This window comes from Streptomyces ureilyticus (assembly GCF_011045025.1).
Taxonomy (GTDB): domain Bacteria; phylum Actinomycetota; class Actinomycetes; order Streptomycetales; family Streptomycetaceae; genus Streptomyces; species Streptomyces ureilyticus.
In genome coordinates this window covers 1-25,983 of sequence record NZ_JAAKZX010000106.1, presented here as the reverse complement: position 1 = coordinate 25,983, position 25,983 = coordinate 1, and the positions used below count along the sequence as shown (strand labels likewise).

The 25,983-nt window shown below is 70.1% G+C and carries 12 protein-coding genes and 3 pseudogenes; 3 read left to right on the top strand and 12 right to left on the bottom strand.

From position 1 onward, the window contains the following. Nucleotides 1–76: 76 nt before the first annotated feature. The 5 genes from G6048_RS28270 to G6048_RS28250 all read right to left on the bottom strand — a co-directional run bounded on the left by G6048_RS28270 (nucleotide 77) and on the right by G6048_RS28250 (nucleotide 4,358). A complete protein-coding gene (locus G6048_RS28270; RefSeq protein ID WP_165342417.1) occupies nucleotides 77–1,174 on the bottom strand; it encodes a LacI family DNA-binding transcriptional regulator in 1,098 nt (365 codons plus the stop codon). Nucleotides 1,175–1,474: 300 nt separating this feature from the next. Further along, nucleotides 1,475–1,627: a hypothetical protein gene (locus G6048_RS28265; RefSeq protein WP_165342416.1), complete on the bottom strand. Its 153-nt coding sequence runs from the start codon at nucleotides 1,625–1,627 to the stop codon at nucleotides 1,475–1,477. An 86-nt stretch (nucleotides 1,628–1,713) separates the two neighbouring features. After that, on the bottom strand, nucleotides 1,714–3,228 hold the full coding sequence (glpK, locus tag G6048_RS28260) for a glycerol kinase GlpK (RefSeq protein WP_165342415.1): 1,515 nt from the start codon (nucleotides 3,226–3,228) through the stop codon (nucleotides 1,714–1,716). Nucleotides 3,229–3,239: 11 nt separating this feature from the next. Then, nucleotides 3,240–4,073: an MIP/aquaporin family protein gene (locus G6048_RS28255; protein WP_165342414.1), complete on the bottom strand. Its 834-nt coding sequence runs from the start codon at nucleotides 4,071–4,073 to the stop codon at nucleotides 3,240–3,242. Between the two features lie 99 nt (nucleotides 4,074–4,172). Then, the gene (locus G6048_RS28250) at nucleotides 4,173–4,358 is read right to left on the bottom strand and encodes a hypothetical protein (RefSeq protein WP_165342413.1); all 186 of its coding nucleotides are present in this window, start codon (nucleotides 4,356–4,358) and stop codon (nucleotides 4,173–4,175) included. A gap of 146 nt (nucleotides 4,359–4,504) precedes the next feature. On the opposite strand from G6048_RS28250, the gene G6048_RS28245 reads away from it, so the two are divergent. Next, nucleotides 4,505–5,644 (top strand): glutathione-independent formaldehyde dehydrogenase, encoded by a 1,140-nt coding sequence (locus G6048_RS28245; protein ID WP_165342412.1) that lies wholly within the window; start codon nucleotides 4,505–4,507, stop codon nucleotides 5,642–5,644. Between the two features lie 436 nt (nucleotides 5,645–6,080). Here the strand turns inward: G6048_RS28245 and G6048_RS28240 are convergent, their stop codons facing one another. After that, nucleotides 6,081–6,476 (bottom strand): hypothetical protein, encoded by a 396-nt coding sequence (locus tag G6048_RS28240; protein WP_165342411.1) that lies wholly within the window; start codon nucleotides 6,474–6,476, stop codon nucleotides 6,081–6,083. A 48-nt stretch (nucleotides 6,477–6,524) separates the two neighbouring features. On the opposite strand from G6048_RS28240, the pseudogene G6048_RS50000 reads away from it, so the two are divergent. Continuing rightward, nucleotides 6,525–7,088 (top strand): annotated as a pseudogene (locus G6048_RS50000) (IS982 family transposase); the annotation flags it as partial. Between the two features lie 716 nt (nucleotides 7,089–7,804). On the opposite strand, the gene G6048_RS28235 reads toward G6048_RS50000, so the two are convergent. The 4 genes and pseudogenes from G6048_RS28235 to G6048_RS51545 all read right to left on the bottom strand — a co-directional run. Further along, a complete protein-coding gene (locus tag G6048_RS28235; RefSeq protein WP_165342410.1) occupies nucleotides 7,805–18,619 on the bottom strand; it encodes a non-ribosomal peptide synthetase/type I polyketide synthase in 10,815 nt (3,604 codons plus the stop codon). After that, nucleotides 18,579–19,853 carry an MFS transporter gene (locus G6048_RS28230; RefSeq protein ID WP_328827197.1) on the bottom strand — a complete coding sequence of 425 codons (1,275 nt, stop codon included), beginning with the start codon at nucleotides 19,851–19,853 and terminating at the stop codon, nucleotides 18,579–18,581. Before G6048_RS28230 ends, G6048_RS28235 begins: the two co-directional genes overlap by 41 nt. Nucleotides 19,854–20,090: 237 nt before the next feature. Next, on the bottom strand, nucleotides 20,091–20,438 hold the full coding sequence (locus G6048_RS28225; protein ID WP_165342408.1) for a hypothetical protein: 348 nt from the start codon (nucleotides 20,436–20,438) through the stop codon (nucleotides 20,091–20,093). 151 nt (nucleotides 20,439–20,589) lie between these two features. Beyond that, nucleotides 20,590–21,616: pseudogene (locus G6048_RS51545) on the bottom strand (McrB family protein); the annotation flags it as partial. Between the two features lie 1,095 nt (nucleotides 21,617–22,711). On the opposite strand from G6048_RS51545, the gene G6048_RS28215 reads away from it, so the two are divergent. After that, a complete protein-coding gene (locus tag G6048_RS28215; RefSeq protein ID WP_328827194.1) occupies nucleotides 22,712–24,532 on the top strand; it encodes an AfsR/SARP family transcriptional regulator in 1,821 nt (606 codons plus the stop codon). Nucleotides 24,533–24,573: 41 nt separating this feature from the next. Here the strand turns inward: G6048_RS28215 and G6048_RS49995 are convergent. Further along, nucleotides 24,574–24,795, bottom strand: a pseudogene (locus G6048_RS49995) (hypothetical protein); the annotation flags it as partial. Between the two features lie 182 nt (nucleotides 24,796–24,977). Next, the gene (locus G6048_RS28210; protein ID WP_165342406.1) at nucleotides 24,978–25,904 is read right to left on the bottom strand and encodes a 3-hydroxyacyl-CoA dehydrogenase family protein; all 927 of its coding nucleotides are present in this window, start codon (nucleotides 25,902–25,904) and stop codon (nucleotides 24,978–24,980) included. Nucleotides 25,905–25,983: the final 79 nt, after the last annotated feature.

Genomic DNA, 25,983 nt, shown 5'->3' with positions numbered 1-25,983 from the left:
GGGCTCTTCTGGGTATGCCGGTCTTCTCTTGCCGGGGGTCCTTGATCTCCTGCGTGGGAGTCTCGGGTAGCTGCGATCAGGCCGACGACCGTTGCGATGAGTGAGAACGTGACGACGAAGCGCGCGGTCCGGCTGAGGAGGACGTCGGTGGGGGTGCGGTCGAGGCTCGGACGACGAGTTCGACCGGTAGGTCACTCGACGATGGCCCTTCGGTGTCGGGCTCTTCGATGGCGTGGATGAGACGCTTGAGTCCTTCCCTGGCTGCTGCGTCGAACGGCTGGCGCACAGTGGTCAGGGGTGGGGTGACGTAGGCGAAGACGGGGTTGCCGTCGAAGCCGATGACACTGACATCGTGGGGCACGCGTCGGCCGGCTTCTGTCAGGGCGTGGATCAAGCCGATTGCCATGTCGTCGCCCGAGACGAAGACCGCGGTCACCTCGGGGTCAGCGGCCAGTTCGCGGCCCGCCAGGTAACCGGACGCGGCCGACCAGTCACCTTCGAGGAGGGGAGGTTGGTGCCTGCCGCGTGCCGCCAGAGCTGTGCGCCATCCCTCGACGCGGTCCCTGGCGGCGTACCAGCGCAGCGGTCCGGCAAGGTGGTGGACGGTCTGGTGCCCCAGTTCGAGCAGGTGGTCCGTGGCGGCCCGCGCCAGCAGATCGGCTCCGACCCCTGCTGTCACCGCTCGAGAGCCGCCGAAGGCCGGTGGCGCGCCGAGGAAGAGGACCGGCACGTCGACGCGGACGGGCACCTCTCCTTCGACGATGGGTTCGGAGACGATGATGCCGTCCACTCCCTGCTCCAGGAGGGAGTCCACAGCGGCGGCGATATCGTCCGGTTCACCGTCCAGTGTGTTGACCACTCGGAGCGCGTAACCGGAGCCCCGCACGGCCTTCTCAATGGCCACGAGCAGCGAGGCGGTTCCGTACCCGGCCGTCCCCAGCGCGACCACACCGATGGAACATGTTCGTCCGGAAGCCAGTGTTCGTGCCGCGTTGTTGAGCCGGTAGCCGAGTTCCTCGGCGGCTTCGATGACGCGTCTTCGAACGTCGTCGGAGACGTAGGGCTCGTTGTTGAGAACCCTCGACACGGTCTTACGTGAGACGCCGGCCAGTTGGGCGACATCGGCGCTGCGCGGCGCAGCAGGGCTCCCGCCCCGTCCTACCACTCGTGTCATGGAGTCTCCTCTGGCCGAACACGGGAATCCTTCGAGGTCAGTTACATGACCGCGCGGTCAATGGTCTACGCAGTCAGAGATCGCGCGTCAAGGGTGCGCGCCCGCTTTTCCGACAGGCGCGAGCGGCATCTTCGCCGGCCTCCGAGTAAAGGCGCCGATGAGCGGCACGCTCAACCTCGAAGACCGGAACCGGCCCACACGAAAAGGGCCCCCACAGGCTCTCACCTGCGAAGACCCTTCACACCGCCGGGACGACTGTGTCCTCGCTCAGGACAAGCTGCTCGCCCGCGGCGCCCTGGTTCAGTTCGGCGGCCGCTTGCGCAGCCTGCCGAACAGCCGCTTGGCCTCGCTCCTCGTCCTCGGGTCGGACGCCATCCGCTTGCCCTGAGCCACCAGCCGGCGTCCCTCCGGGCTGCGCCCGAACGCCCTGATCCGGTTCATCAGACTGGCCATGCTTGTTCTCTCCCAAGATTCAACAACGCACCGGTACGGTCTCCTACCCATTGGAGTAGCGGAACACGCAAGAGCCCGCCGCCCTGCTACTCGACCTCCACCCAGTCGAGACTGCGTTCCACCGCCTTCTTCCATCCCGCGTAGCCCTTCTCCCGCTGCTCGTCGCTCCATTGCGGCTCCCACCGCTTCGACTCGTGCCAGTGCAGGCGGAGCTCGTCGGTGCTCTCCCAGAAGCCGGTGGCGAGCCCCGCCGCGTAGGCGGCGCCGAGCGCGGTGGTCTCGGCGACGACCGGGCGGCTGACCGGTACGCCGAGGATGTCGGCCTGGGTCTGCATGCACAGGTCGTTGGCGGTGACGCCGCCGTCGACCCGCAGCACGTCGAGTGCCACCCCGGAGTCCTGCTCCATCGCATCGGCCACGTCGCGGCTCTGGTAGCAGATGGCCTCCAGGGTCGCCCGGGCGAGGTGTGCGTTGGTGTGGAATCTCGCGAGGCCGACGATCGCGCCCCGGGCGTCGGAACGCCAGTACGGCGCGAACAGGCCGGAGAAGGCCGGTACGAAGTAGATGCCGCCGCTGTCCTCCACCTGCCGGGCCAGTGTCTCGACCTCGGAGGAGGAGGAGATGATCCGCATCTGGTCGCGCAGCCACTGCACGGCGGACCCGGTGACCGCCATGGACCCCTCCAGCGCGTACACCGCCGGGGCATCCCCGAACTGGTACGCCAGCGTGGTCAGCAGGCCCTTGCTGGACCGGACGATCTCCGTGCCCGTGTTGAGGACCAGGAAGTTGCCGGTGCCGTAGGTGTTCTTCGCCTCGCCCGGGCGGAAGCAGACCTGGCCGACCGTGGCCGCCTGCTGGTCCCCGAGGACGCCCGTGATGGGTACGGCGGTGCGCAGCGGACGGCTGGTGCGGGTGGTCCCGAACGCCTCCTGGTGCGAGGACGGGTTGATGGCCGGGAGCATGGCGCGCGGGATGCCGAAGATATCGAGGAGCTCGTCGTCCCAGTCGAGGGTCTCCAGGTTCATCAGCATGGTGCGGCTGGCGTTGGTGACGTCGGTGGCGTGGATGCCGCCGTTCGGGCCGCCGGTGAGGTTCCACAGCACCCAGGCGTCCGTGTTCCCGAAGACGGCCCGGCCCTTCTCGGCGGCCTCCCGGACCCCGTCGACGTTGTCCAGGATCCACTTGATCTTTCCGCCGGAGAAGTACGTCGCCGGCGGCAGCCCCGTCCTGCGCCGGATGAGGTCGCCGTTTTCCCGCTCCAGCGCCGCGGCGATCGAGTCGGTACGGGTGTCCTGCCAGACGATCGCGTTGTAGTACGGCTCACCGGTGCTGGGATCCCAGATGACCGTGGTCTCCCGCTGGTTGGTGATCCCGATGGCCGCCAGGTCCGCGGCGGACAGGTCGCTCTGGCGGACGGCGTTCTGCATCGTGGAGTTCGTACGTTCCCAGATCTCCACAGGGTCGTGCTCCACCCAGCCGGAGCGCGGGAAGATCTGCTCGTGCTCGAGCTGGTGGCGTGCGACCTCGTTGCCGTCGTGGTCGAAGATCATGAACCGGGTGCTGGTGGTGCCTTGGTCCACCGCGCCAACGAATTCGGGCATGGTCGTACCTCTCACTCGTCCGGCGCGGGCACCCGGCCGGGCTTCTGCTCGGCCTCGGCGGCCGGCAGGAAGGGGGTGATCAACAGGCGGTAGAGCAGCGCACCGACCAGGCCGCCGATCAGGGGGCCGACGATCGGCACCCAGAAGTAGAGGTCGCCGTACTGGTCACGCCAGGCGCCTCCGTAGCCCGTGAGGAACGCCGCCAGCCGGGGCCCGAGGTCGCGGGCCGGGTTGATCGCGTAGCCGGCGTTGGTTCCCCATGCCATGCCGATGGCGACGACGATCAGGCCGATGATGAACGGAGCCATGTTCGCGCCCGGCGGGGTGTTCAGCAGGTCGGTGACCGCGAAGATCAGCAGCACAAGCAGGGCCGTGCCGATGATCTGGTCGCGGAAGGCCCCCAGCTGGCTGATCGGTAGCCCGCCGTTGCCCGGCAGGGTGGAGAAGACGATCTCCGTCTTGTCGGTGTGTCCGGGGTCGGCCCTCGCCAGCACCTCGCTGTAGTTCCAGCGCACCAGCAGGGCGGCGACGAAGGCGCCCGCCGTCTGGGCCAGTGCATACGGCAGGACCTTGCTCCACGGGAAGCCCTTGAAGGCCGCGAGCGCGAGGGTGACCGCGGGGTTGATGTGGGCGCCGCTGACCCGCGCCGCCACGTGGACGCCGAGGACGACGCCGAGGCCCCAGGCCCACGCGATGCTGTCGTGGTCACCCAGACCACCGTCGGTCAGCGCACCGCCGGCGACGACCTGCGCGACGACACCGCATCCGAACAGAATGAGGATCATGGTGCCGGCGAACTCGGCCGAGAGTTCACCGACGAGACGTGCCTTCGTAGGGACCGGCATGTTCCGATCGTCGGGAGCGCGGGCGCGAGCGGCATCCGCCGACGTACCAATCGGGTGAGTCGGCGCCTGGCGCCCAGGGCCGGGAGGCGGAGGGGCCGCTCAGGCTTCGGGTGCGTCCTCGGTACGCCCCTCGGAGAACTCCCACCAGGCAAGGGGAAGCCAGTCCCCGTTGACAAAACCGTCGACCGCCGACCCCCGACCGCTGATCGACACGGTGGTGCCGGGCGGATAGGTGGTGCCGGACAGTCCGGACACGGAGACGAGCAGGGTCCCGAGGCGTCGCATCACTGTTCGCGCTCTCTCACTTCCACAGACATATATATGGACGACAGTAGTCAACTTGTCCGATGGCACACAACGGACGGATCATGAGATAGAGCACAAAAACACGAGGGCACGACAGCAGCACTACCGCGTGGAGGTGCGTCAGCATGAAGGCCGTCGTCTACAAGGGACCGTTCGAAGTCGCGGTCGAGCAAGTGGAGAAGCCCGGACTCCAGCACCCGAACGACGTGATCGTCCGAGTGACGTCCACCGCGATCTGCGGCTCCGACCTGCACATGTACGAAGGCCGCACCGCGGCCGAGCCGGGCATCGTCTTCGGCCACGAGAACCTCGGGATCATCGAGGAGACCGGGGACGGAGTGTCGTCGCTCAAGCGCGGCGACCGGGTGGTCATGCCCTTCAACGTCGCCTGCGGGTTCTGCAAGAACTGCACGGCCGGCTTCACGGGCTTCTGCGTGACCGTGAACCCCGGGTTCGCGGGCGGTGCGTACGGCTACGTCGCGATGGGACCGTTCACCGGAGGCCAGGCCGAGTACGTACGGGTGCCGTACGCCGACTTCAACTGCCTGAAACTCCCCGAGGGTGATGCCAACGAGAGCGACTTCGTCCTGCTCGCCGACATCTTCCCGACGGGCTACCACGGCAACGAGCTGGCCGACGTCCGTCCCGGCGAGAGCGTCGCGGTGTACGGCGGCGGGCCGGTCGGCCTGATGGCCGCCTACTCCGCCCTGCTGCGCGGCGCCAGGAAGGTGTTCGTCGTCGACCGGGTGGCCGAGCGGCTGCAGAAGGCCGAGGAGATCGGCGCGATCCCGGTCAACTTCGCCGACGGCAATCCGGTGGAGCAGATCAAGGACCAGACGGAGGGAGAAGGCACCGACAAGGGCATCGACGCGGTGGGCTACCAGGCCCAGGCACGCGGCGAGGACCGTGAGGAGCCGGCAACCGTCCTGAACTCGCTCGTCGAGACGGTGCGGCCGACGGGAGCGCTCGGCATTCCGGGCCTGTACGTTCCGTCCGACCCCGGCGGGCCGGACGAGCAGGCCAAGCAGGGCAAGCTACTGGTGGCCATCGGCAGGCTCTTCGAAAAGGGACTGCGCCTGGGCACCGGCCAGTGCAACGTGAAGCGCTACAACCGGCAGCTGCGCGACATGATCATCGAGGGGCGCGCACGGCCCGGCTTCGTTGTCTCGCACGAGCTGTCGCTCGACGAGGCGCCATCGGCGTACGACAAGTTCGACAAGCGCGTCGAGGGCTACACCAAGGTCGTCCTGCACCCGAACCGGTGACCTGAACCGGACACCCGCACCCGGTCCGCAGGGCGCGGTGCGCGTCGGCCCGCAGATGTCGATCAGCGGCCGGTGCCCGCCTCGTCGGTGGCGCAGTCGCCGATTGCCCGGTGGTCTCGGCCTGGCCCTGGGCGAGGGGCCCGCGGCCGTCGTCGCACCAGCCGTCGGGCCGGGTCGGGCGACGTTCCACAGCAGGTGGGTGACTCGTCGTAGACATCGTCACCGGAGACGTACCGGTCGGTGATGTTTCTCGGGCTCCGCGAGCGTGCGCCAGGACATCATCAGCTCGGAAGCAGCCCGGGTGACGACGTCTTGTCCTAGATGATCAATTCCAAGGGATGCCTGCGGAGGGTGTGGGGCGGGCGGCGGCCGAAGCCACCGCGAGACGGTCAGGCGGCGGGCTGCCGACCGTGGTTGTCGCGGTGGCAGCGGGCGGTCAGGCGTCAGGGTCGACTTCGGGGTGCGTGAACCGCACGGGCTTGCCCAGCGACCGGGCGTAGGCGATTTCGGCTCGGGTGCTCTCTCCGATGTAGTCGCCGACCACGAGCACCTCATCAGCGAGCCGGATCTTCGCCCGGTGCAGATCGTCGAGTCGAACCTTCAGCGCCTCGGCCTCGGCCTCGACAGGATCGGACCACAGTTCGTGCGGCGACTTCATGTCACAGCCCGGTTTGACGACAATCTTTCCGGCTTTGGTCTCCCGCAGATCGGCCTCGGTCATCTCGGTCATGAAGCGGGTGGAGCCGCAGATCACGACGATACGCGGGAGGCTCAACAGCTTCTTCGCGTCGGCGAGCTTCTCCTCGGGGGTGAGCAGTCGCGGGTATGACACTGGTTTCCTCCCGGTGGTGTGGTCCAAGGGGTGCCTGCGGAGACGAGAATGAGGGTGTCCAAGGTCGTTTTGCGACGAACGACGGACACCCTCGCGACAGCACTCTATGCAACGACCGACGACATGCTGAAGGAGCATCCCGACCTGGCGCCGTGGCGCCCGCCGGTCGGCATTACGCCCCGCCTGAGCGATGCCGAACTGGTCACCCTCGCCACGATGCAGGCCATACTCGGCTACACCTCCGAGGCCAAATGGCTCCGCCATGCCCGTGCCCACCTGCGCCACCTCTCCCCCTACCTGCCCCAGCAGCCCGGCTACAACAAGCGGCTGCGCAAGGCCGCCGGTCCGATGCGAAGCGGCAACCGGATCCTGGCCACCACCTCGGTGTGGAGCGACGACGTATGGGTCGTGGACTCCCCCGGTGGAATGCGGCCGCTCCCGCGAGACCGTCAAACGCTCCGACCTGGCAGGTTGAGCCGAATACGGCTGCTGCGCCAGACACAGCCGCTTCTTCTGGGGTCTGCGTCTGCACCTGGTCTGCACCCTTCAGGGCTGCCCATCGCCTTCGCCCTGGCCGGGGCCAAGACCGACGAACGCGAGACCCTTTTTGACCGGAGTCTGGGGCCGCCTACACGAAGCCGTCCTGCACCGGCTGGACGAGCCGGCCCCCGCCGGAGCCCCGGCTCCGTGCGGCAGAGAGTCCTGATCCCGTCTCCGTCAACCAGCCCCGCTCGACCAGCCGTTTCAACTTCGACCGGAAAACCTCCACCCGACCGGCGACCCCACCCCGAACCGACTTCCCTCTTCCCTCGTCGGCTGTCAACGGCCATCTTGAGTCTGAGTTCCCCATGTCGTCAGTCGGCTGCCCCGACACTTCCGCCGGTTCGGCGCCCATTACCTTCCTCGTGGAGCCCGGTTCGGGCTTGTGACCCCGGGGCCTGAACGACTCATTGCCCCTAGGGTGTGCAGTCGCCGGTCCTGGCGGCATCGGATGGTCGCTGATGCAGGCGTGTCCGCCGAGAGGCAGGGCCGCGTTCCCCGTCATGGTCTCTCGGGTGATCTCAGACGGGACAGCACCGTCTCCTGCTGGGCGAGGCGTCCGGTCCTCTGGTCAATAACCACGCAGAGGTGACCCGGCGTCGCCGTTGCGGTGGACAGTGAAGTCCACCGCACGCTTGCGCGGGAGCTAACGCCGGTCGGGCACCCCACCCGCCGCTCAGGCCAGGTCCGTGACCTGCGACCTCAGATTGGAATGTGCCCATTGTCCGGGGAAGCCAGGGAGGTCGGCAGTGGCACCACCGCGCGCCGATTGCGGACTGCTCCTCCGCTCAGCGAAGGAGCACACTCCGCAAGGGGATCCCTGGGTCGTCCATAGCGGCTCGCAGGAGTTCGATGAAGGCTCTGCCCCACTTCTCGACGGTGGCACGGGTGAACAGGTCCGTGGAGTATTCGAAGGTGACGGCGATGTCCTCCTCGCCGGGTACCAGGACCACGTACAGCTCGTTGCGTGCCACGCCCGCCACGGGGAGGCTTCGCACCGAAGCAGACACTGATCGCAGGTGCAGCGCGGGCGGTGGTGTGGTGACGACGGTGAACCGCACGGTCGGGAACAGCGAGTCGCCGATCTCGGGGGAGACGAGTCCGACCACATCGCTCAGCGGCAGTTCCTCGTGGTCAAGCGCGGTGAAGAGCGTCTCGCCGAGCTGTGTCACCAGGTCGGCGAAAGTCTCGGACTCGCCGATTCGGGCACGCAGCAGGACGGCGTCGCCCAGCAACCCGACCATGTCAGACCGTTCGCGCCGCGTACGGTTCGCGCTGGACGCGGCGAGCACTATGTCTGCGGGCTCATCGCACAGCCTGGCCAGCCAGGCCGCGAAGGCCGCGGCCAGTACTGAGTACGGGGTCGTGCCCAGGCGGGCAGCGGTGTCTGCGACTCTGCGGGGGGTGTCGTCGTCGATGACCCGGGTGTGCAGGGCGCCCCGTCCAGACAGCTTCTCAGGCCGGGGCTTGTCGTACGGGAGGGTCGGGCGCAGGGGTGCGCCGTCGAGCTCGGCGCGCCAGAACCGTTCGAGTTCCGCCCTGCGGTCGTCGTCCAGCACCCGCTCCACTCGCGCGAAGTCCGTGAACTGTGCCGCGGGCGGGGGAAGCTGGCCGTTGTCGCCGTCACAGCGGGTGTTGTACAACTCCTGAAGCTCGCGCCACATGATTCCCATGGACCAGCCGTCACAGACCGCGTGGTGGAAGACGGTCACCAGCACCCAGTGGTCGGGTCCGAGCTTGGCCAGCCGGAAGCGGAACAGGGGTGCGCGGTCCATCGCGAACGCCTGGGAGGCGTGGTCCTGACACCAGCGCTCGACGAACGCGGCGTCTCCTGCGTGTGCGGAGAGATCAGTGACCGGCAGGTCCACCGGCACGCCGGCCAGCACCTCGACGAGGTACTGCCCGTCACGCGTCGCGGCCCGGCTGCGCAGCGCGTGGTGGCGCTCGACCAGGTCTTGGAAGGCCCGTGCCAGGACCTCGGGCTCCAGGGCGCCCTGCAGGTCGATGCGGTGGGCCACGTTGTAGACGCTCGGGTCGGTGCGTTCGTGCTGGCGGTGCCAGAGTCTGCGCAGGGTGGAGGTCATCGGCACGGTGTCCACCACATGGCCCGTCGCTGAGGGCCGTGGGCAGTGTGCCGCTACCCCCCTGATGGTGGGGTTCCGGAAGAAGTCGGCCATGGACAGGTCGACCTCCAAGTGGTCCGTCATCCGGTTCAGCAGTCTGATCGCGCTCAGGGAGTGGCCGCCCAGTTCGAAGAACGACCGGGTCACGGACACCTGGGGCGTGCCGAGTTCCTCGCACCACAGTTCGTGCAGCGTCTTCTCCAGCCGGGTGACGGGCCAGGCGTCCGGTTCAGGGGACACGTCGTCGGAGCCGGGTTCGGGCAGCCGGGCCCGGTCCAGCTTGCCGGAGGTGTTTACCGGGAGCCGTTCCAGGCACACCCAGCGGCTGGGCACCAGGTGGTCCGGGAGCCGAGCGGCGAGCGCGGCACGCGGCTGGCGGAAGTCGCTTGCCGGTGCTGCGAGCACCACGTAGGCGACGAGTTCTGTGTCGCCGTGCTGGTCGCGGCGAGGTACGACCGCCGCGTCACGGATTCCGGGAAGCGCGGCCAGAGCGCTCTGGACCTCGCCGGGTTCCACCCGGTGGCCGCGGATCTTGACCTGCTCGTCGGCGCGGCCGCAGTACCTCAGGGTGCCGTCCGCACGCCAGCGCGCCAGGTCCCCCGTCCGGTACAGCACGCTCCCAGAACCGTCGTCGACGAAGGCCGCCGCCGTCTCCTCCGGCCGGGCGTGATAGCCGTACGCGACGGGCGTGCCGCCCACGTGGATCTCACCCACGGCACCCACGGGCACCTCCCGCCCGGACGCATCCAGCAGCCGGATGCGTGCGCCCGGCACCGGAGTGCCGATCGGTGGCCACTCCTCGCCGTCGGGATCGACCGGGTGAGAGGTGACGATGATCGAGGTCTCCGTGGGCCCGTACTGGTTGTACAGCGCGCAGCGTGGGTGCGCGGCGAGGAAGCGGCGGAACGTGTCGGTGACTTGAAGCGCCTCACCGGCCGAGAACAGCTCGCGCAGGGATGGGAGTTCGGGGCCGGTTTCGATCAGGTACTTCAACGGGGTGCAGGGCATGAACATCCGCTGCACCCCGTTGCGGCGCACCGTCTCAGCCACGGCCGCGGGGTCGTGCCGGGTCTCGTCGTCGATCAGTACGAGGGCGGCTCCGGAGGCCAGCGTAGTGAAGATCTCCTGCACGCTGACGTCGAACGTGGGTGAGGTCCATTGCAGGGTGCGCAGCGCGGAATGTCGCTCGAGGTGTGCGCGGACGAGGCCCGCCGGGCCGCGGTGGGGTACGACGACGCCCTTGGGGCGGCCGGTCGAGCCCGAGGTGTAGATGCAGTACGCCGGATCGTCGGGACGCACCCCCTCGTCCAGCGGACCGTCCGCCAGGGTGGGGTCTGTTTCCTCCACCAGGTGCACGGTCGGCAGTGCCGCGAGTTCCGGGTGGCGGGTGAGAACAGCCGTCGAGGTCAGCAGCAGGGCTGGGGTGCTGTCGTCGAGGAGCGACGTGAGCCGCGGGGTCGGCGCGGCGGGGTCGAGGGGCAGGTACGCGGCCCCGCTCTTGAGCACGCCTATCAGGGCGGTGATCAGTTCCGGGCCGCGTGGCAGCAGCACCGCCACGCGCTCTCCGCGTGCCGCGCCCCGGGAGTGCAACTGCCGGGCGAGCCGGTTCGCGTGCGCGTCCAGCTCGCCGTACGACACGTGGTGTGCGCCGCTGATCAGCGCGACGGCGTCCGGTGTCCGCTGCGTCTGCTGCTCGAACAGGCCGTGCAGGGTGTCCTTCGCGGAGGGCAGCGGCTTGGCCAGGCGCCCCAGCCGGACCAGGGCCGTGCGGTCGGAATCCGTGACGGCGGTCAGTACGCCGAGTGAGGTGCCGGGGGCGTCGAGGGCGCGGCGCAGCACCTGCTCCACGTAGTCCACGAGGCGGCGCACGGTGCTCTCGTCGAAGAGCGCCGTGTCGTACTCGACCATGAAGCGCAGGCCGTCGTGATGGTGCGTCAGATAGATGCTGAGGTCGAACGGGGCGCGGGCGCTCGGTACGTCGAGCAGTGTGGCCGTGAGCCGGGGCGGGGCGAAGTCCACCGCGCCCTCGTTCTCGTACTCCACCATGACCTGGAACAGCGGGTTGCGGCCGGGGTCCCGGCGCGGGTTGAGCGCGCCGACGAGTTCGTCGAAGGGAACCCCGCGGTGCTCGTAGGCCGCCGTGCTGCCGTCGCGCACCCTGTGCAGCAGCGTCGGGAAGTCGGGGTCGCCGGTGAGGTCCACGCGCAGGGGCACGGTGTCGAGGAAGAGGCCGACGTGGTCCTCGGCACCGGCGGGGCGGGCGGCGACCGCGGTGCCGAGCACCACCTCCTCCTGTCCCGCGAACCGGCCGAGCACCGCGCCGACGGCACTGGTCAGCATCATGAAGAGGGTGGCGCGATGCGCGGCGGTGAACGTGCGCAGCCTGCCGACGAGTTCGGCGTCCAGGGAGTGGGTGAGGCTCGCGCCCGTTCCTGTCCTGACCGGCGGGCGGGGCCGGTCGGTGGGCAGGTCGAGGTCCGGGGCGCCGTGGAGTTCACGCCGCCAGAAGTCGAGCGAGGCGGCGATTTCATCGGGGTCCGGCCGGTCGGCCGGGGGCAGTTCGGGCAAGGGCGACAGCCCGGGGTCGCCGTGCGGCCAGGCGCGGTAGCAGGCGGCGAGGTCACGGGCGAGCACCGCCGTGGAGGATGAGTCGAAGACGATGTGGTGGGCCAGCAGGAAGAGCAGATGCCGTTCCTCGGACAAGCGCAGCAGCCGAGCGGTGACCAGCGGCCCCGTGCCCAGGTCGAGGATCCGGCGCCCCTCGGTGTCGAGTACGGCACGCAGGGCCTCTTCCCCCGTCGCCCCGGTGTGGTCGTCGACCAGGCAGTCGAGCCGCACGTGGTCACGTATCTCCTGGTACGGCACGCCGTCGGTGTCGCCGAACACTGTGCGCAGTGCTGGATGCCGGTCCGCGGTCCGCTGCAGCGCCCACCGCAGCGCGGGAACGTTCAGCGCGCCGTCGAGGCGGATCGCCTTGGGCTCGTGGTACATGCTGGTCCCCGGATGCAGCTGGTCCAGGAACCAGATACGGCGCTGCGCCGGCGTGAGCGGCATCCGCTTGGGCACGCGTGCTGTCCGCTCCCCCGTCCCGCGCTGCCCGCGGCGGCGGAGGCGGTCGAGCACCGGCAGCGCCGCCAGGACCTTGTCCTTCGGCACGCCGAAGTCCACGAAGCAGGCGATCTCGTCGGCCCCGGCCTCCACCAGGCGGCCCACCGTCTCGGCGGCCGTGTGCTCGTCGCCGATGAGGGCGCGCGAGGCGCAGTAGCGCTCGTAGGCACGCCCCAGCAGGAACTCGACGTCTTCCTCGGGGGTGTTCTCCAGATCGACGTCGAAGCCGAGGCTGTTCGTCACCTGGTCGAAGAGGGAGAGCGAGGACCGCAGGTACGACACGAACGGCGGGTACGCCTCGGCCCGCGCCCGCTCCTCGTCCTCACCGAGGTACGTGTGCACCAGGACCACCACCCGGCCCGCCGCCGGGTCGAGGCCGTGCTCGGCGCGGGTGCGCCGGTACAGCGCGATGTTGTCCGCCAGCTGCTCGACGGTCTGCGTCATCAGGTTGGTGACCACACCCAGGTCCTCGGCGGCCGCGCGCCGGTAGCTGTCCGGGTTTCCCACGACGGCCGCGTACAGAGGGAGTCGCTCCTGTACGGGACGGGGATGCAGTCGTATCTCGACGGGCTCGCCGTTGCCCGCGGTCGTCGCGAGCGGTTGCCCCGACCACAACTGGCGTACGGTCGCCAGCTGCTCGTACATCGCCTCGCGGTGCCGTCCGAAGTTCTCCGGGGCGAGCGCGAAGTCGGTGGCGTGCCAGCCGCTCGCGACGCACATTCCGGCCCTGCCGCCGGAGATGTTGTCGACGACCGACCACTCCTCGGCGACCCGCACCGGATGGTGCAGCGGCAGCACGACGGAACCCGCCTGCAGCCGGATGCGCCGGGTCCTCGCCGCGAGCGCGGCGGCGAGCACGGAAGGGTTGGGGAAGAGTGCACCGAAGGAGTTGAAATGGCGTTCGGGGAACCAGAGGGCGTGGAAGCCGTGCCGGTCGGCGAACTCCGACGCCTCCATGATCAGGGCGTACTTGTCGTGGTCGGCGTCGTCCGGGTAGTCGCCGAAGAAGTACAGGCTGAAGTCGCAGTCGGTGGGGAGTGCCGGGCCGGATGCCGTTGATACGGCGTCGGAGGCGGGCACTCGGGCAGGCGTCGGCTCCGGTTCGGGCACGGGTGCGGACACCGGTGTGGGCTTCGGTTCGGGCTTCGCCGGTGGGGCGGGCGGTGCGGAGGCCGAAGTCAGGACGTCCAGCTGCCGGGAGAGCACGCCGCCCACTTCGTCGACGAGTCGCTGGGCCAGTTTCAGTTGCTGGGCGAACAGGTCGTGGAGCTCCGGCGAGGTCCCGGGCTGCGGTTCAGGTACGGACGCGGGGATGGGCGCGGGCTCCGACATTGCCGGTGCCGGTGACTCCTGCGGCGGTCCGGCCGTGTCGCCCCGCAGCCGCGCCAGATGTTCGGCCAGCAGGCGCGGAGTGCCGGCTGAGTCGAACAACTCCCGGACCGGGACACGTACGCCATGGCGCTGTTCGAGCTCCGTCGTCATGCCCATCAGCGACAGGGAGTCCGCGCCCAGCTCGAAGAACGAAGAGTCGGGCGTGACGTCCGTCGCCTCCCTGCCCAGTTTGGCTGCGGTCAATTCCCGTACTGAATCGAGCAGTTCACTCGAAACGGCGGATCCGTGCACCGTGGCGGACCCGTGCGCCTTGGTGGACCCGTGCACCGTGGCGGGGGCGTCCACCGCGGCGTGCGGGTTCGGCGGGAGCTCAGGAACCCGGGCGGCCTGGAAGGCCACGGGGCGCCGTCGCAGCGGATGCCCCGGCAGCGGCACCCGGCCCCCGCCGCTGGTGATCGTGTGCCACTCCAGCTCGGCGCCAGAGCGGTAGAGCGAGCCCAGCGACATCAGGAACCCTCGCACCTGTTCGATCCGAGTGCCCTCGCCCTGCCCGCTCAGCCAGCGGCTGGCGGGGACGCAGTGCCGGCCGAGACCGGTGAGGGTGTCTCCGGCTCCGATCTCGACGAAGTCCTCGCACCCCTGCTCGACGGCCGCGCTCAGGGCCAGGCCGAAGCGGACCGGTCGGCGCGCCTGGCGGCACAGGTAGTCGACGTCGACGGTCCATCCCTCGGGGCGCGGCTCGCCGTCGGCCGCCGTCACCAGCGGCGTGTGCAGCGGACGGTACGTCACCTTCTCGGCGCGGGAGCGGAATTCACGCAGCGCCGGTTCGACGGCGGCCGAGTGGAACGCTCGGTCCACCGGCAGCGCCCGCCACCTCAGCCCCTCCTTGTCGAGCAGTCGTACCGCCTCCTCGACGGCCTCGGGCGGGCCGGAGATCACCTGGGCGCGTGGTCCGTTGAGCGCGGCCAGTTCGGCCCCGGCGGCCCGCGCGATGCGCTCTGCGTCCGCCTGGTCGGCACGGACGGCGAGCATGCCTCCGGGCGGGCAGGCCGTGTGCATCAGCCGCCCGCGCCACGCGGTGAGCCGCAGCCCGTCCTCCAGGGTCAGGGCTCCCCCCGCGTACAGGGCCGCGTACTCGCCGATGCTGTGCCCGAGCAGCAGCGCGGGGCGGACTCCGGCGGCACGCCACACCTCGGCGAGCGCGGCCTGGTGAGCGAACAGGGCGGGCTGGGCCGTCTCCGTGGGCCAGACACCGTCGCTGACGGCGGGCTCGTCCGGGCCGTCCAGCAGGAGCGGGAGCAAGGTGCCCCCGAACTCGGCGGCGTAGATCTCCTCGCACCGGTCGAGCGTGCGCCGGGCGGTGGGATATGCGGCGTACAGACCGCTCGCCATGCCGGGGCGCGCGCTCCCCTGCCCGGAGAAGGCGAAGGCGAGCGGCCCGAGGGGAGCGTGCGCCGCGGGTTGCGGCTCCGCCAGCGCGTCGGCGAGTTCCGCGGCGGTGCGGCCGACGGCCGTGGCCCGGGCCACGCGGTGCGGCCTGCCGAGGGCCAGGGTGGTGGCCACGTCGGTGGCTGCGGGTTCCGGCCGCTGCCGCAGGCGTTCGCGGAGCTCGCCGGTGAGTGCGTTCAGCGCCTGCGGGTCGCGGGCCGACACCGGTACGAGCACGGGTAGTTCGGGAGTGGGCGGCCTCGGGGACATGGGTGGGGCTTCCTCCAGGACCACGTGGGCGTTGGTGCCGCCGACGCCGAGTGCGCTCACCCCGGCCCGGCGCGGCACACCGTTCCGCGCGGGCCACGGCCGTAGCTCGGTGTTCAGGGTCAACCCGGCGTCGTCGAGGCGGAGTTCGGGGTTGGGGCGGGTCAGGTGCAGCGTGGGGGCCAGGGTGCGGTGCCGCAGCATCAGAACTGTCTTGATCAGTCCGGCCATGCCGGCGCAGCTGTCGAGGTGCCCGATGTTCGGTTTCACCGAGCCGACCGCGCAAGAGGCCGTGCGCCCGGTGCCCTCGCCGAGGGCCCTGCCCAGCGCCTCGAACTCCACCGGATCACCGAGCGGGGTACCGGTCCCGTGCGCCTCCACGTACGAGATCGTGTCCGCGGGGACGGCCGCCCTGCGCAGCGCCTGCCGTACGACCTCGACCTGCCCGGTCATGCCGGGGGCGCTGAAGCCGACCTTGCCGCCGCCGTCGTTGTTGACGGCGGAGCCGAGGATCACCGCGTGCACGGTGTCGCCGTCGGCAAGCGCCCGGTCGAGCCGTTTGAGCAGCACGGCGGCCACGCCGTTGCCGCCGACCGTGCCGTCGGCCTCCGCGTCGAAGGCCCGGCAGCGGCCGGTGGGCGACAGGATGGACCCGGGGTGGCTGCGGTAGCCGGTCTCCTGGGGCAGGTGCACGGCGGCGGCGCCCGCCAGCGCCAGGTCCGCGTCGCCGTTCAGCAACGCCTGGGCCGCGAGGTGGACGGCGACCAGTGAGGTGGAGCAGGCCGTCTGCACGCCGATGGCGGGGCCGGTGAGGCCGAGCCGGTAGGCGACCCGGGTGGCGAGGAAGTCCGGCTGCTGTCCGATCGCGGTCTGCATACCGGTGGCCGGGTCCGGCCCACCGTCCCGGGAACCGGCCGCGGGCGGCTGCTGGTGGTCGTACAGGTTCATGCCCGAGCCCGCGAAGACCCCGATCCTGGTGCCCGGTTCGCAGGCCTCGTATCCCCCGTCCTCCAACGCCTGGTGACAGCACTCCAGGAACAGCCGGTGTGCGGGATGCGTGAGCCCGGCCTCCTTCGGGCTCATGCCGAAGAAGTCACCGTCGAACGCGTCGACCCCGCCCAGGACTCCGCCGACGGGCACCAGGTCGGGGGCGCGTCGCTGCTCCGGGGTCAGGCCCGCTGCCGCCAGCTCCGCCGCGCCGAAGACTTGGACGCTGTCCACGCCGTCGCGCAGGTTGGCCCAGAACTCCTCGGCCGAGTCCGCGCCCGGGAAGCGCAGCGACAGTCCGACGACGGCGACACGCTGATCGGCCGGTGGCCCGGAGGAAACGTCCTTCGAGGGCGTGGCGGCGGGCACGGACGCCGGCCGGTCCTGCTGGGCCCCGGCGGACAGCAGCGCCCCGAGTGCGGCGGCCGTCGGATGTTCGAAGAACGCGGTCTGGGCGATCCGTGTCCCGAGCCGTTCCTCCAGGCGGGCCCGCAGACGGACGAGTAGCACGGAGGTCAACCCGAGTTCGTAGAACGGCAGGTGGGCGTCCACCTGGCGCCCCAGTACGGTGCCGATCTCCTCCTGCACCACCCGTGTCACCGCGTCGGGATCCGTCTCCGCACGCGGGGCCGGATCCGTGGCCGGGTCGAATCCGCCGTCGATCAGCCGGTCCCGGAGCTCGGCGCGGCGCACCTTGCCCGCGGGAGTCCTCGGGAACTCGTCCTGCGGGACGGGCAGGACGTGGGCCGCGGTGAGGCGGAGCCGGGTGAACAGGGCCGCCTTCACCGCGGCGGCGATCCGCGCGTCCGCGGCGGCGCCGCGGCTCACGAAGAACACGGCCAGTTCCTCCGTCCCCCGGTCCGGGTGCGGAATACCGCACGCGGCGACCCCACCCTGCTGGATGCCCGTGACGGTGGCGGCGGCCTCCTCGACCTCGTGGCAGTACACGTTGTGGCCGTTGAGAATGATCAGATCCTTGCGCCGGCCGGTGATCACGACCTGGCCGCCGTCGAGGAAGGCCAGATCCCCGGTGTCCAGCCAGTCGCGTCCGGTGGGGAACGCCGCGGCGTCCGCCTCCGGGTTGTTCACATAGCCAGGGGTGAGACGGGCGGGCGAGTGGACCTGGAGGCGGCCGATCCTGCCCTCGGCGGCGAGTTCGCCGCCGTCGTCCACGATGCGAAGGGTGACGCCGTGCGCCGGGGCCCCGGCCGCGACGAAGGTGACGCAGTCCCCTTCCGGGGTCCGCTCGTCGGCCCGTATCAGGTCACCGCTCAGGCTGCTCTTGAGCAGGCGGTGCACCGTGCCCGGCCGGTCGAGCCGCCCGTAGGTGACGGCCGTGACCGTCTCGGCCATTCCCCAGACGGGAACGATGCGGTCCTCGCGGATCCCGTACGGCGCCGTCGCGTCGAGGAAGCGGTGCAGCACCGGCAGCGTGATCTGTTCGCCCCCGCACACCAGGGTCTTGAGGCCGCCGAGGTCCCAGCGGCCGTCGGGGTTGCTCTCGGCGAGTGCGTCCGCGACGAGCCGGTAGGCGAATGTGGGCGCCCAACTGTGCTGCGCCCGGTGCTCGTGGAGGAGGTCGAGCCAGCGCAGCGGGTCTGCCAGGACGCTCTCCGTCGGCGCGTGAACGTTCGTGCATCCGGTGAAGACCGCGAGCAGGTGATACAGCAGGAACGCACCGCTGTGGTCGACCGGCAGCCAGTTCACCATGGTGTCGCCGGGGCGGACGTCCAGGATCCGCCGCGAGCTCGCGGCAAAGTCCGCCAGACCGGCGTGCGTCAACCGCGCGGCCTTGGGCACTCCCGTGCTTCCGGACGACAACATCAACAGGGCAGTGTCGGACTCTTCCGGCTCGATGTGGTCAGCGGAGGGCGACGCACTCAGGCAGTCCCGCGCGACCGCGACGCGCAGTTCGGGAGCGACGGCCGTGAGCACCACCGCACCGTCGGCGTCACTCAGCACCAGCGGCCGGTCCAGCAACGCGCAGGCATGCCGCAGGCGTTCGAGGGCCGGTGATCCCGGCGCCGGGTGGTCCGCGATCGCCACGGGCCGGGCACCGCCGAGCACGCAGGCCCAGAAGGCAGGGAAGAAGTCGGCGAGCGGCAGCCCGCAGAGCACCACCGCGTCGCCGGTGCGCAGCCCGCGCTCGCGCAGCCCTGTGAGTAATCGCCGTGCCGTGTCCAGCAGTTCGGGGTACGACCGGGAGGTCGACGATCCGTCCGCGTCGACGGTGACGACAGCCGCGTCCGAAGCCGAGTCGGCCGCCCGCAGCAGCGCCCGGAGTGCGTCGCGCGCGTCATCCTCCGTGCGGTTCGGCTCAGGCCCCCGGCAGAGAGCTTCGCCCCGTACGCGTTCCATGCGTGTCCTTTCCTTCTCCCTGTCGTCCGCCCAGGGGCGGCTTCGGCCGACCGATGCGGCGACGACCGACGGTGAACAGCAGCAGAACCAAGGCCCCGCACACCGCCGCACCATGGAAGGCGCCCACGACGGCCAGGGCGGGCGACGCCTCGAGAGCCGCCGCAGCGGCGACCGTGCCCAACGCGAAGCCCGACTGTTCGGCGGTGGCCGACAGCCCGAACAGCCGACTGCGCTGCCGGTCGGGCGCGGCCTGCAGACGTGAGGTGTAGACGATCTCGGTACAGCCGTCCGCGAATCCCGCGGAGACGGCCACGGCCACCAGGACCCAGGCCGGCGGTCCGGTGAACGCCGCCACGAAGGACAGCGACATCGCACAGGTGCCGACGGCGAACGCGCGCTCACCCCACGCCGTCCCACCCTTCCCGCGCTTGAGCACCTGGTGGGCCAGGACGGTGCCCACCGCCCATGCGACCCAGAACTGGGTCATGAACACCGCCGGCCCGGACGGGGCGGTGTCGTGCGCGACGACGGGCAGAGCGACGTTGTGCGAGGCGGACGCCAGGGCGTCGACGCCTCTGAGGAGGATCATGCCGAGCAGGACGGCCGGGAGCCCCGCGACACCGCCCCACCCGGAGCCCGTACGTGAACGGGATGCGGCGCCCTCGCGGCTGCCCGCCTCCGCCGGCACGTCGTCTCTCTCACCGTCCGTGCGGGGCCGCAGCGCCAGCAGTGCCACGGCGGACACGGCGAAACTCACGCCGTTCACGGTGAAGGCGAGCGCGTAGCCGCCGAACGCTACGACCGGAGCCGCCGAGGCGAATCCGAGCACCGTCGCCGAGGACCGCGCCGTGACCAGCAACCCGTTCGCGCGCGCACGTGCCTCCTGGCCGACCATGACCGGCACCGCGCTGCGCAGGGCCACGGAGAAGAACGTGTTGCCCGCGCCCAGGACCACGACCGCACAGGCGAGCAGCCACAGTGGTGTGCGCGGGGCACTGAGCGCCAGTACGCCCATGGCGATGCCCTGGGCGACATCCGCGCAGATCATCACTGTCCGGCGGGTCACCCTGGCCGACAACGCCCCGGCAACGAGCCCGGCCAGGAAACCCGAGCCCAGCCGTGTCGCCATCAGCGCACCGACACCGAACGCGGTTCCGGTTACTTCGTAAGAGAACAGGCTCAGCGCGATCAGATTCAGGTAGTTCCCGTAGGCGGAGACGGCGGTGGCGGACACGAGCAAGCGAAACCGTCGGTCCACACCCCCCACAACTCCCCCTCACCGATCTGCAGGGACCACCGGCCCGGCATCCGCACGATCGTAACCAGCATGGTGATCAGCGCAACCATCCACATTCAGACACGCAGCTCCACAGCCCGGTGGTCTGCCGGCGATCGTGATGGACCGCCTGCGCGTTTCCGTGACGACGGGGACGCCCCAGCGCCCGGCCCAAACGGGCATCCCACGTGCCTATCAGCCTGGTTGCAAACTCCTGTGTGCGTCTTCGACAGCCGCGATCCGCCGCATCAAGGTCTCACTATTAGGGGCTTTGACGACATAGGAGTCCCGGAAGTCGGTTGAGTGCATGACCCCTCCCTTACCGTCACCAGCATCGTGGTGGGCGATGTGCTCCACGATGCCCAGCGCCTGGAAGTCCTGCGCCGCAATCGGCCGCGGCGGGTTGGCATCTGGATAACACGCGATGAAGCCCGTCACTCCCGGGCTCCACGTGCTCATGGCCGGGCCCAGCGAGAATTCGAGGCCGGCGTCGATGCGTATCCGCGTCTCGACGATATTGAACCCGTACTGGTGCTCAATCACCGGAGGGATGATCCCGCCCGGTGGGCGCGCAGCGACTTCGCAGAAGATCAGTTCGTCGGCATCGGTGTGGAAGAGCTCCAGATCCGTGGTGCCGTCCTGAATGCCCAGCGCCCTGACCAGCCAGCCAGCCAGCCCCAGACCATTGCCCCTCAGTGCGTTCCAGTCCGCCCTCCCGGTAGACGCCGGGCTTCATCAGGTACGAGGGTCTGATCCGGAAGTCGGCTTCGTCGATGCGGGCGTTGAGGGCGTCCAGCAGATCGGCCGGCTCGGTGTCCTTCTCCTCGCCCTCCAGCCAGCGCCTCAGCAGTCCACTGGTCGGCTCGGTTCCCGGGGAAAGTTCCACGAAGGCGAACCGCCGTCGCATAGCCGCGTCCACCAGTGCGATGGAACGATCCGCGGTGTTCATCGTGCCGATGATGAACAGGTTCCGGGGCAGGGCGAAGCCCTCGCCCGAATAGGTCAACCGAACCGACTTCTTGCGGTACTCCAGCAGGAAGTACAACTCGCCGAAGACCTTGGCCAGATTGGCGCGGTTGATCTCGTCGATGATCAGAAAGTAAGGGATGTGCCGATTGCCCTCCCGACCCGGCGAGGTCGGCCAGTTCCCGCAGCGGGCCGGGGGTCAGCCGGAACGCGACCTCGTGTGGTGTCCGGGTCCTCCCGGGGCCTGACCCCCTCGAAGAAGTCCTCGTACGCGTAACTGGGATGGAACTGGACCAGCTTGACCTGCTCGGGGCCGCCGCCCAGGAATTCGGCGAGCTCCTGCGCGAGGTAGGTCTTTCCCGTTCCGGGCGGCCCGTAGAAGATCAGCTGGCGTTCGGCCCAGAGCAGGTCACGTACCTCGCTCAGCCATTCAAGGTGATGGACGTTGAGCTTCTTGCGCAGCGCTTCGTCGGGCTGAGGGAACTCCAGTTCACGGCGCGCGACGATGGCCTGAATCGCGATGCCGGAAGTGTCGGTGGACTCCTCAGCCACCCTCTCCAATTCCGCGTCGGAGGACCACAGCCCGTCGAGGATGCCCTTGACCGCCGTCAGATCGACCAGGTCGTGTCCGGTGTTCAGCTTCTGCTGGAGCTCCTCTGCGAGCTCGTCATACGGGTAGCCCTCGCTCGCCACTCCACCGGGCGTCGCAGAACGCTCCGCCCGTTCTCCGAGGCGATCTGCTCGGCGTTCCGGGTACGGGGTGACCCGGACACCACCGAGCGGGCGTTCGACGCCCGCCCGTCCGGCGCCGGGCAGCCGCGCCACTCTGCGCACGGGCGACCGGGCCGTCCTGCTGGACGGCGAACTCTTCGTCACCGGCCGGATCAAGGAGACGCTGCTGGTCTCCGGGCGCACGGTGCACCCCAGGACATCGAGGGCGAACTGTGATACGCGCACCCCGAGTTGGCGGCGCTTCCCGGGGCCGCGTTCACCGTGCCGACCCGGCGCGCGGAACGCGAGGGCGAGGTTCCGGTCGTCGCCCATGAAGTGCGGGGCCGGCTCGTGCCGGACGCCAGAGCGCGGCCGGCGGCGGACATGAGACGGACGGTCGGCCACGAGTTCGGGCCGGCGCCGCTCGCGGTGGCGCTGCTGCCGGGGCACCGTGCGGCGCACGGCCAGCGGGAAGACCCAACCGAATGGTCGTCTTCCGGCCGACCTGTGTGCCGTGATCCCGGTCCCCAGCGAGGCCGGCGGGGACCCCGGCCGCGGACGCCCGCACACCCGAGTGGTCCAGTCCCCTACGGTCGCCACCAGGCACGTTGCGCGCGACTTTGCCCATACAACGACTTCACCCACCACATATCGGACCGCTGTTCATGTCCCGTTGCGGGGAATACTGCGCGTCGCTCTTGCCGAAAGGCAGGGTTCCACACATGTCGAAGTGGAGTGTCGAATCAGGTAGGGATACGTATCATTCGACAGAGGCCAGGGGGACCGATGATGACCCATTGACGCGACGATCGACGTTTCCGCGAGCGGCATACCGGGCTTGGGCACCGACCGCCGCGATCTTGACATCACCGATACGCCGCGCGTGAGCCGCAACAACGAAAATCGGACCCCGACCCTCCACTTCCCGCGAGCCGCGATGGGAGAACCCTGCTTGGACCGAGTCGACCGCAGAAAATGGCACTGCATGAGTACCAGAACTTCAGACACGGGGGTCTCACTTAACCATGGAATTCCGCTCAAGCACCATATCCCGGGAGGACGAGGGACAGCGGCGGGAACCGGCGGCCAGAAATCGAGCGAAGAGCATTGAAATATCCGACCCGGAAGAAACCGTCGGGGTGACCCTGGAGTTCCGAATACTCGGGCCGCTCGAAGTGCGCATGAAGGGCCGCACGCTCACCATCGGCGGACCGCGGCAGCGAGCGGTCCTCTCGGCACTGCTCCTGTCGGCGAACCAGGTCGTGTCCTTCGACTCGCTCATCGAGAAGGTCTGGAACGGGCAGCCGCCCAGCACCGCCCGCACCCAGGTGGCCATCTGCATCGCCGCCCTGCGCAAGGCCTTCCGCACCGCGGGCTGGGACCGGGAGACCATCGTCACCGCCACGCCCGGCTACATGCTCACTCTCTCCGGCCACTCGCTCGACTCCGTGCGCTTCGAGCGACTGGTCGCCGACAGCGTCCGGCTGGCCGCCGGGCGACGCACCGCCGAGGCGGCGGAAGCACTGCGGGACGCGCTGGCGCTGTGGCGCGGACCGGCGCTGGGCGGGGTGTACGCACCCTTCGCCGAGACGGAGGCCGCCCGGCTGGACGAGCAGCGGATGCTGACCATCGAACAGCAGATGGCGCTGCGGCTCCAACTCGGCGAACACCAGGCCGTACTCGGGGAGCTTCAGGCCCTGGTGAGCGCCTGTCCGCTGCGCGACCGGCTACGCCACTACCTGATGCTCGCCCAGTACCGCTCCGGGCGGCGCGCGGAAGCCCTGACCACCTTCCGCGACGGAATGCGCCATTCAGTGGAGGAGATAGGGTTGGAACTCGGCACAGAACTCCAGGAGTTGCATAACGCGATCCTCCGGGACGACGTTCCGGAGCCGGCCGGTCCGGCCATTGCTGTCGCAGACACCAGCAAACAGAACTGTGCTCCGGAACAGCTCCCGGAATGCGACGCGTACTTCGTCGGCCGTAGCCGGGAGCAGTGGTTACTGGATGATGCCCTCCTCGTCCAGACCACGCAGAATTCCTCATCCATCGCGCATATCACCGGAAGCCCTGGCATAGGCAAGACCGGCCTCGCCGTGAACTGGGCCCATCGGTCGGCGCACCGGTTCCCCGACGGGCAGCTCTTCGCGGACCTGCGGCAGCACGAACCGCTGGACGTGCTCCACCAGTTCCTGCGCAGCCTGGGTGCCGAGGGCCCGCTGCCCACGGACCTGGCGGAGGCCGCCGAGCGGTACCGCTCGGCCCTGGAGGGCAGGCGCCTGCTGGTGGTCCTCGACCACGCCTCGTCCTACGCCCAGGTGCGGCCGCTGCTGCCGGGCAACGGCCAGTGCCGGGTGCTGATCACCGGCCGGGCCACGCTCGACGAACTCCTCCAGAACCCGGGCCTGCTGCGGCTGCGCATCGGTCCCCTGACCGACGACGAGTCGCGCGAGATGCTGGCCGGCGTCCTGCGCGACACCAGGGCCGAGGAATCCCCGGAGACCACCCGGCACCTGGTGCGGCTGTGCGGCAACACCCCGCTGGCGCTGCGCGCCGCCGGTGCCCGGCTGCTGACCAAGCAGCACTGGCGGGTGCACGACCTCGTACGGCGTCTGGAGCGGCAGGCGGACCGGCTCGCGGAGCTGAGCATCGGCGAGGACTCGCTGCGCGCCCGGCTGGACCGCAGCCTCGGCGAGCTCGACCCCGCCGCGGCCGTCGCCTACACCGGGCTGAGTCGTCTGGACGGCCCCGACTTCTGCGCCGCCAGCGCGTCCGAGGCACTGGAGATGGACCAGAGGGACGCCGAGGACCTCATCGAGACGCTGGTGGACGCCCAACTGCTGGAAGTGGTGGGCCGCGGTCACTGGGGCGAGATGCGCTATCGCTGGCAGGAGCTGGTGCGGCTGCATGCCCTGGCCTGCCGGCCGGCGCAGACGTGCGGGGCGCATCTCGCCGTCTGAGCCGAGCGCACAGCGAACCGCCCCGCCGGAGTCGGGCGGATTCAACACATTGCCGCGACACGGGGAGTGTCAGGTTCGTTCCTCAGCAACTCGGAGAAGCGCTCGGCTGGACTGTCCCAGCCGAGCGTTTTCCGTGGCCTGGCGTTCAGCTCAGCCGCTACCGCGGCCAGGTCCTTGCGGGCGTACTTCGACAAGTTCACACCCTTCGGGAAGTACTGCCGCAGCAGGCCATTGGCAGAAGGGCAGCTTGTACGGCGCCGGGGCTGTGCCCGAGTGGCAGGTGGACGAGCAGCGTGAGCGGGCGCTGCGGATGCCGTGCACGATCGTCCTGGCGTCGATGCTCATTTCTGTCGTCACCCCTGTCGGTTGTCGTGTTGCTGACCGGCGCTGCGAGCGAGGTCGGATCCACTGTGCCGGCGCCTGATATGAGCCACGTATCGCGCCGTTATCGCGTGCGTGACGACACGGCGCCGGGGGTGCCGGAGTGCCTGCGCGCGCCCGGATAGGTGTGGAAGCCCTGCCCGGTCTTGCGGCCGAGCCGTCCCTCGGCGACCAGCCCGGCGAGCAGCGCGCAGGGGGTGAAGCGGGCGTCCGCGGTGAGGGTGCGCAGCACGTCGAGCGTGTCGACGACGGTGTCGAGGCCGATGAGGTCGGCGGTGCCGAGCGGGCCCATGGCGTGCCCGAAGCACTCCTGGAAGACCCGGTCCACGGTCGCGGCGTCGGCGGTGCCCGCCTGGACGACCGCGGCGGCGTCGTTGACGGTGGCCATCAGGACACGGTTGGAGACGAATCCGGGGCCGTCGGAGACGACGATGCCGTGTTTGCCCATCCCGGCCAGCAGGCCCAGGGCGCGGTCGAGCGTGTGGGCGCCGGTGCGCGGGCCGCGGACGACCTCGACGGCGTCCTTGGCCCAGGCGGGGTTCATGACGTGCATGCCGAGGACCTGTTCGGGCCGGCCGGTGTGTGCGGCGAGCCGGTCGACGGGGATGGCGGAGGTGCACGAGGCGAGGACCGCGCCGGGCGGGCAGACGGCGGCGAGGTCGCGGAAGAGCTCCTCCTTGAGCGGGATGCGCTCCGGGGCGCACTCGACGACGAAGGACACGTCGCCGAGCTGCCGCAGCTCGTCGGTCCAGCGCACGCGCGCGGGCAGCAGGTCCGGCGCGTCCCGCGGGGCCTTGCGCAGAAGTACGGCGGCCCGGGCGCCCTCGCGCAGTCGTGCGGGGCCGTCGGCCAGGGCGCCGGGGTCGGGGTCGACGACGATCACGTCATGGCCTGCGGCGGCCAGGCACTGGGCCACCCCGACGCCCATGGTGCCGGCGCCGACGACGCCGACGGTGAGCGGGGGTGGTGGCGGCGCGGTCTCGGGTTGCATCGGCTCTCCTCGGAGCGGGGTCAGCGGGGTCAGGGCTGGGCGACGACGCGCACCGCGCCGTCCGGGGCGTGGGGTGTGC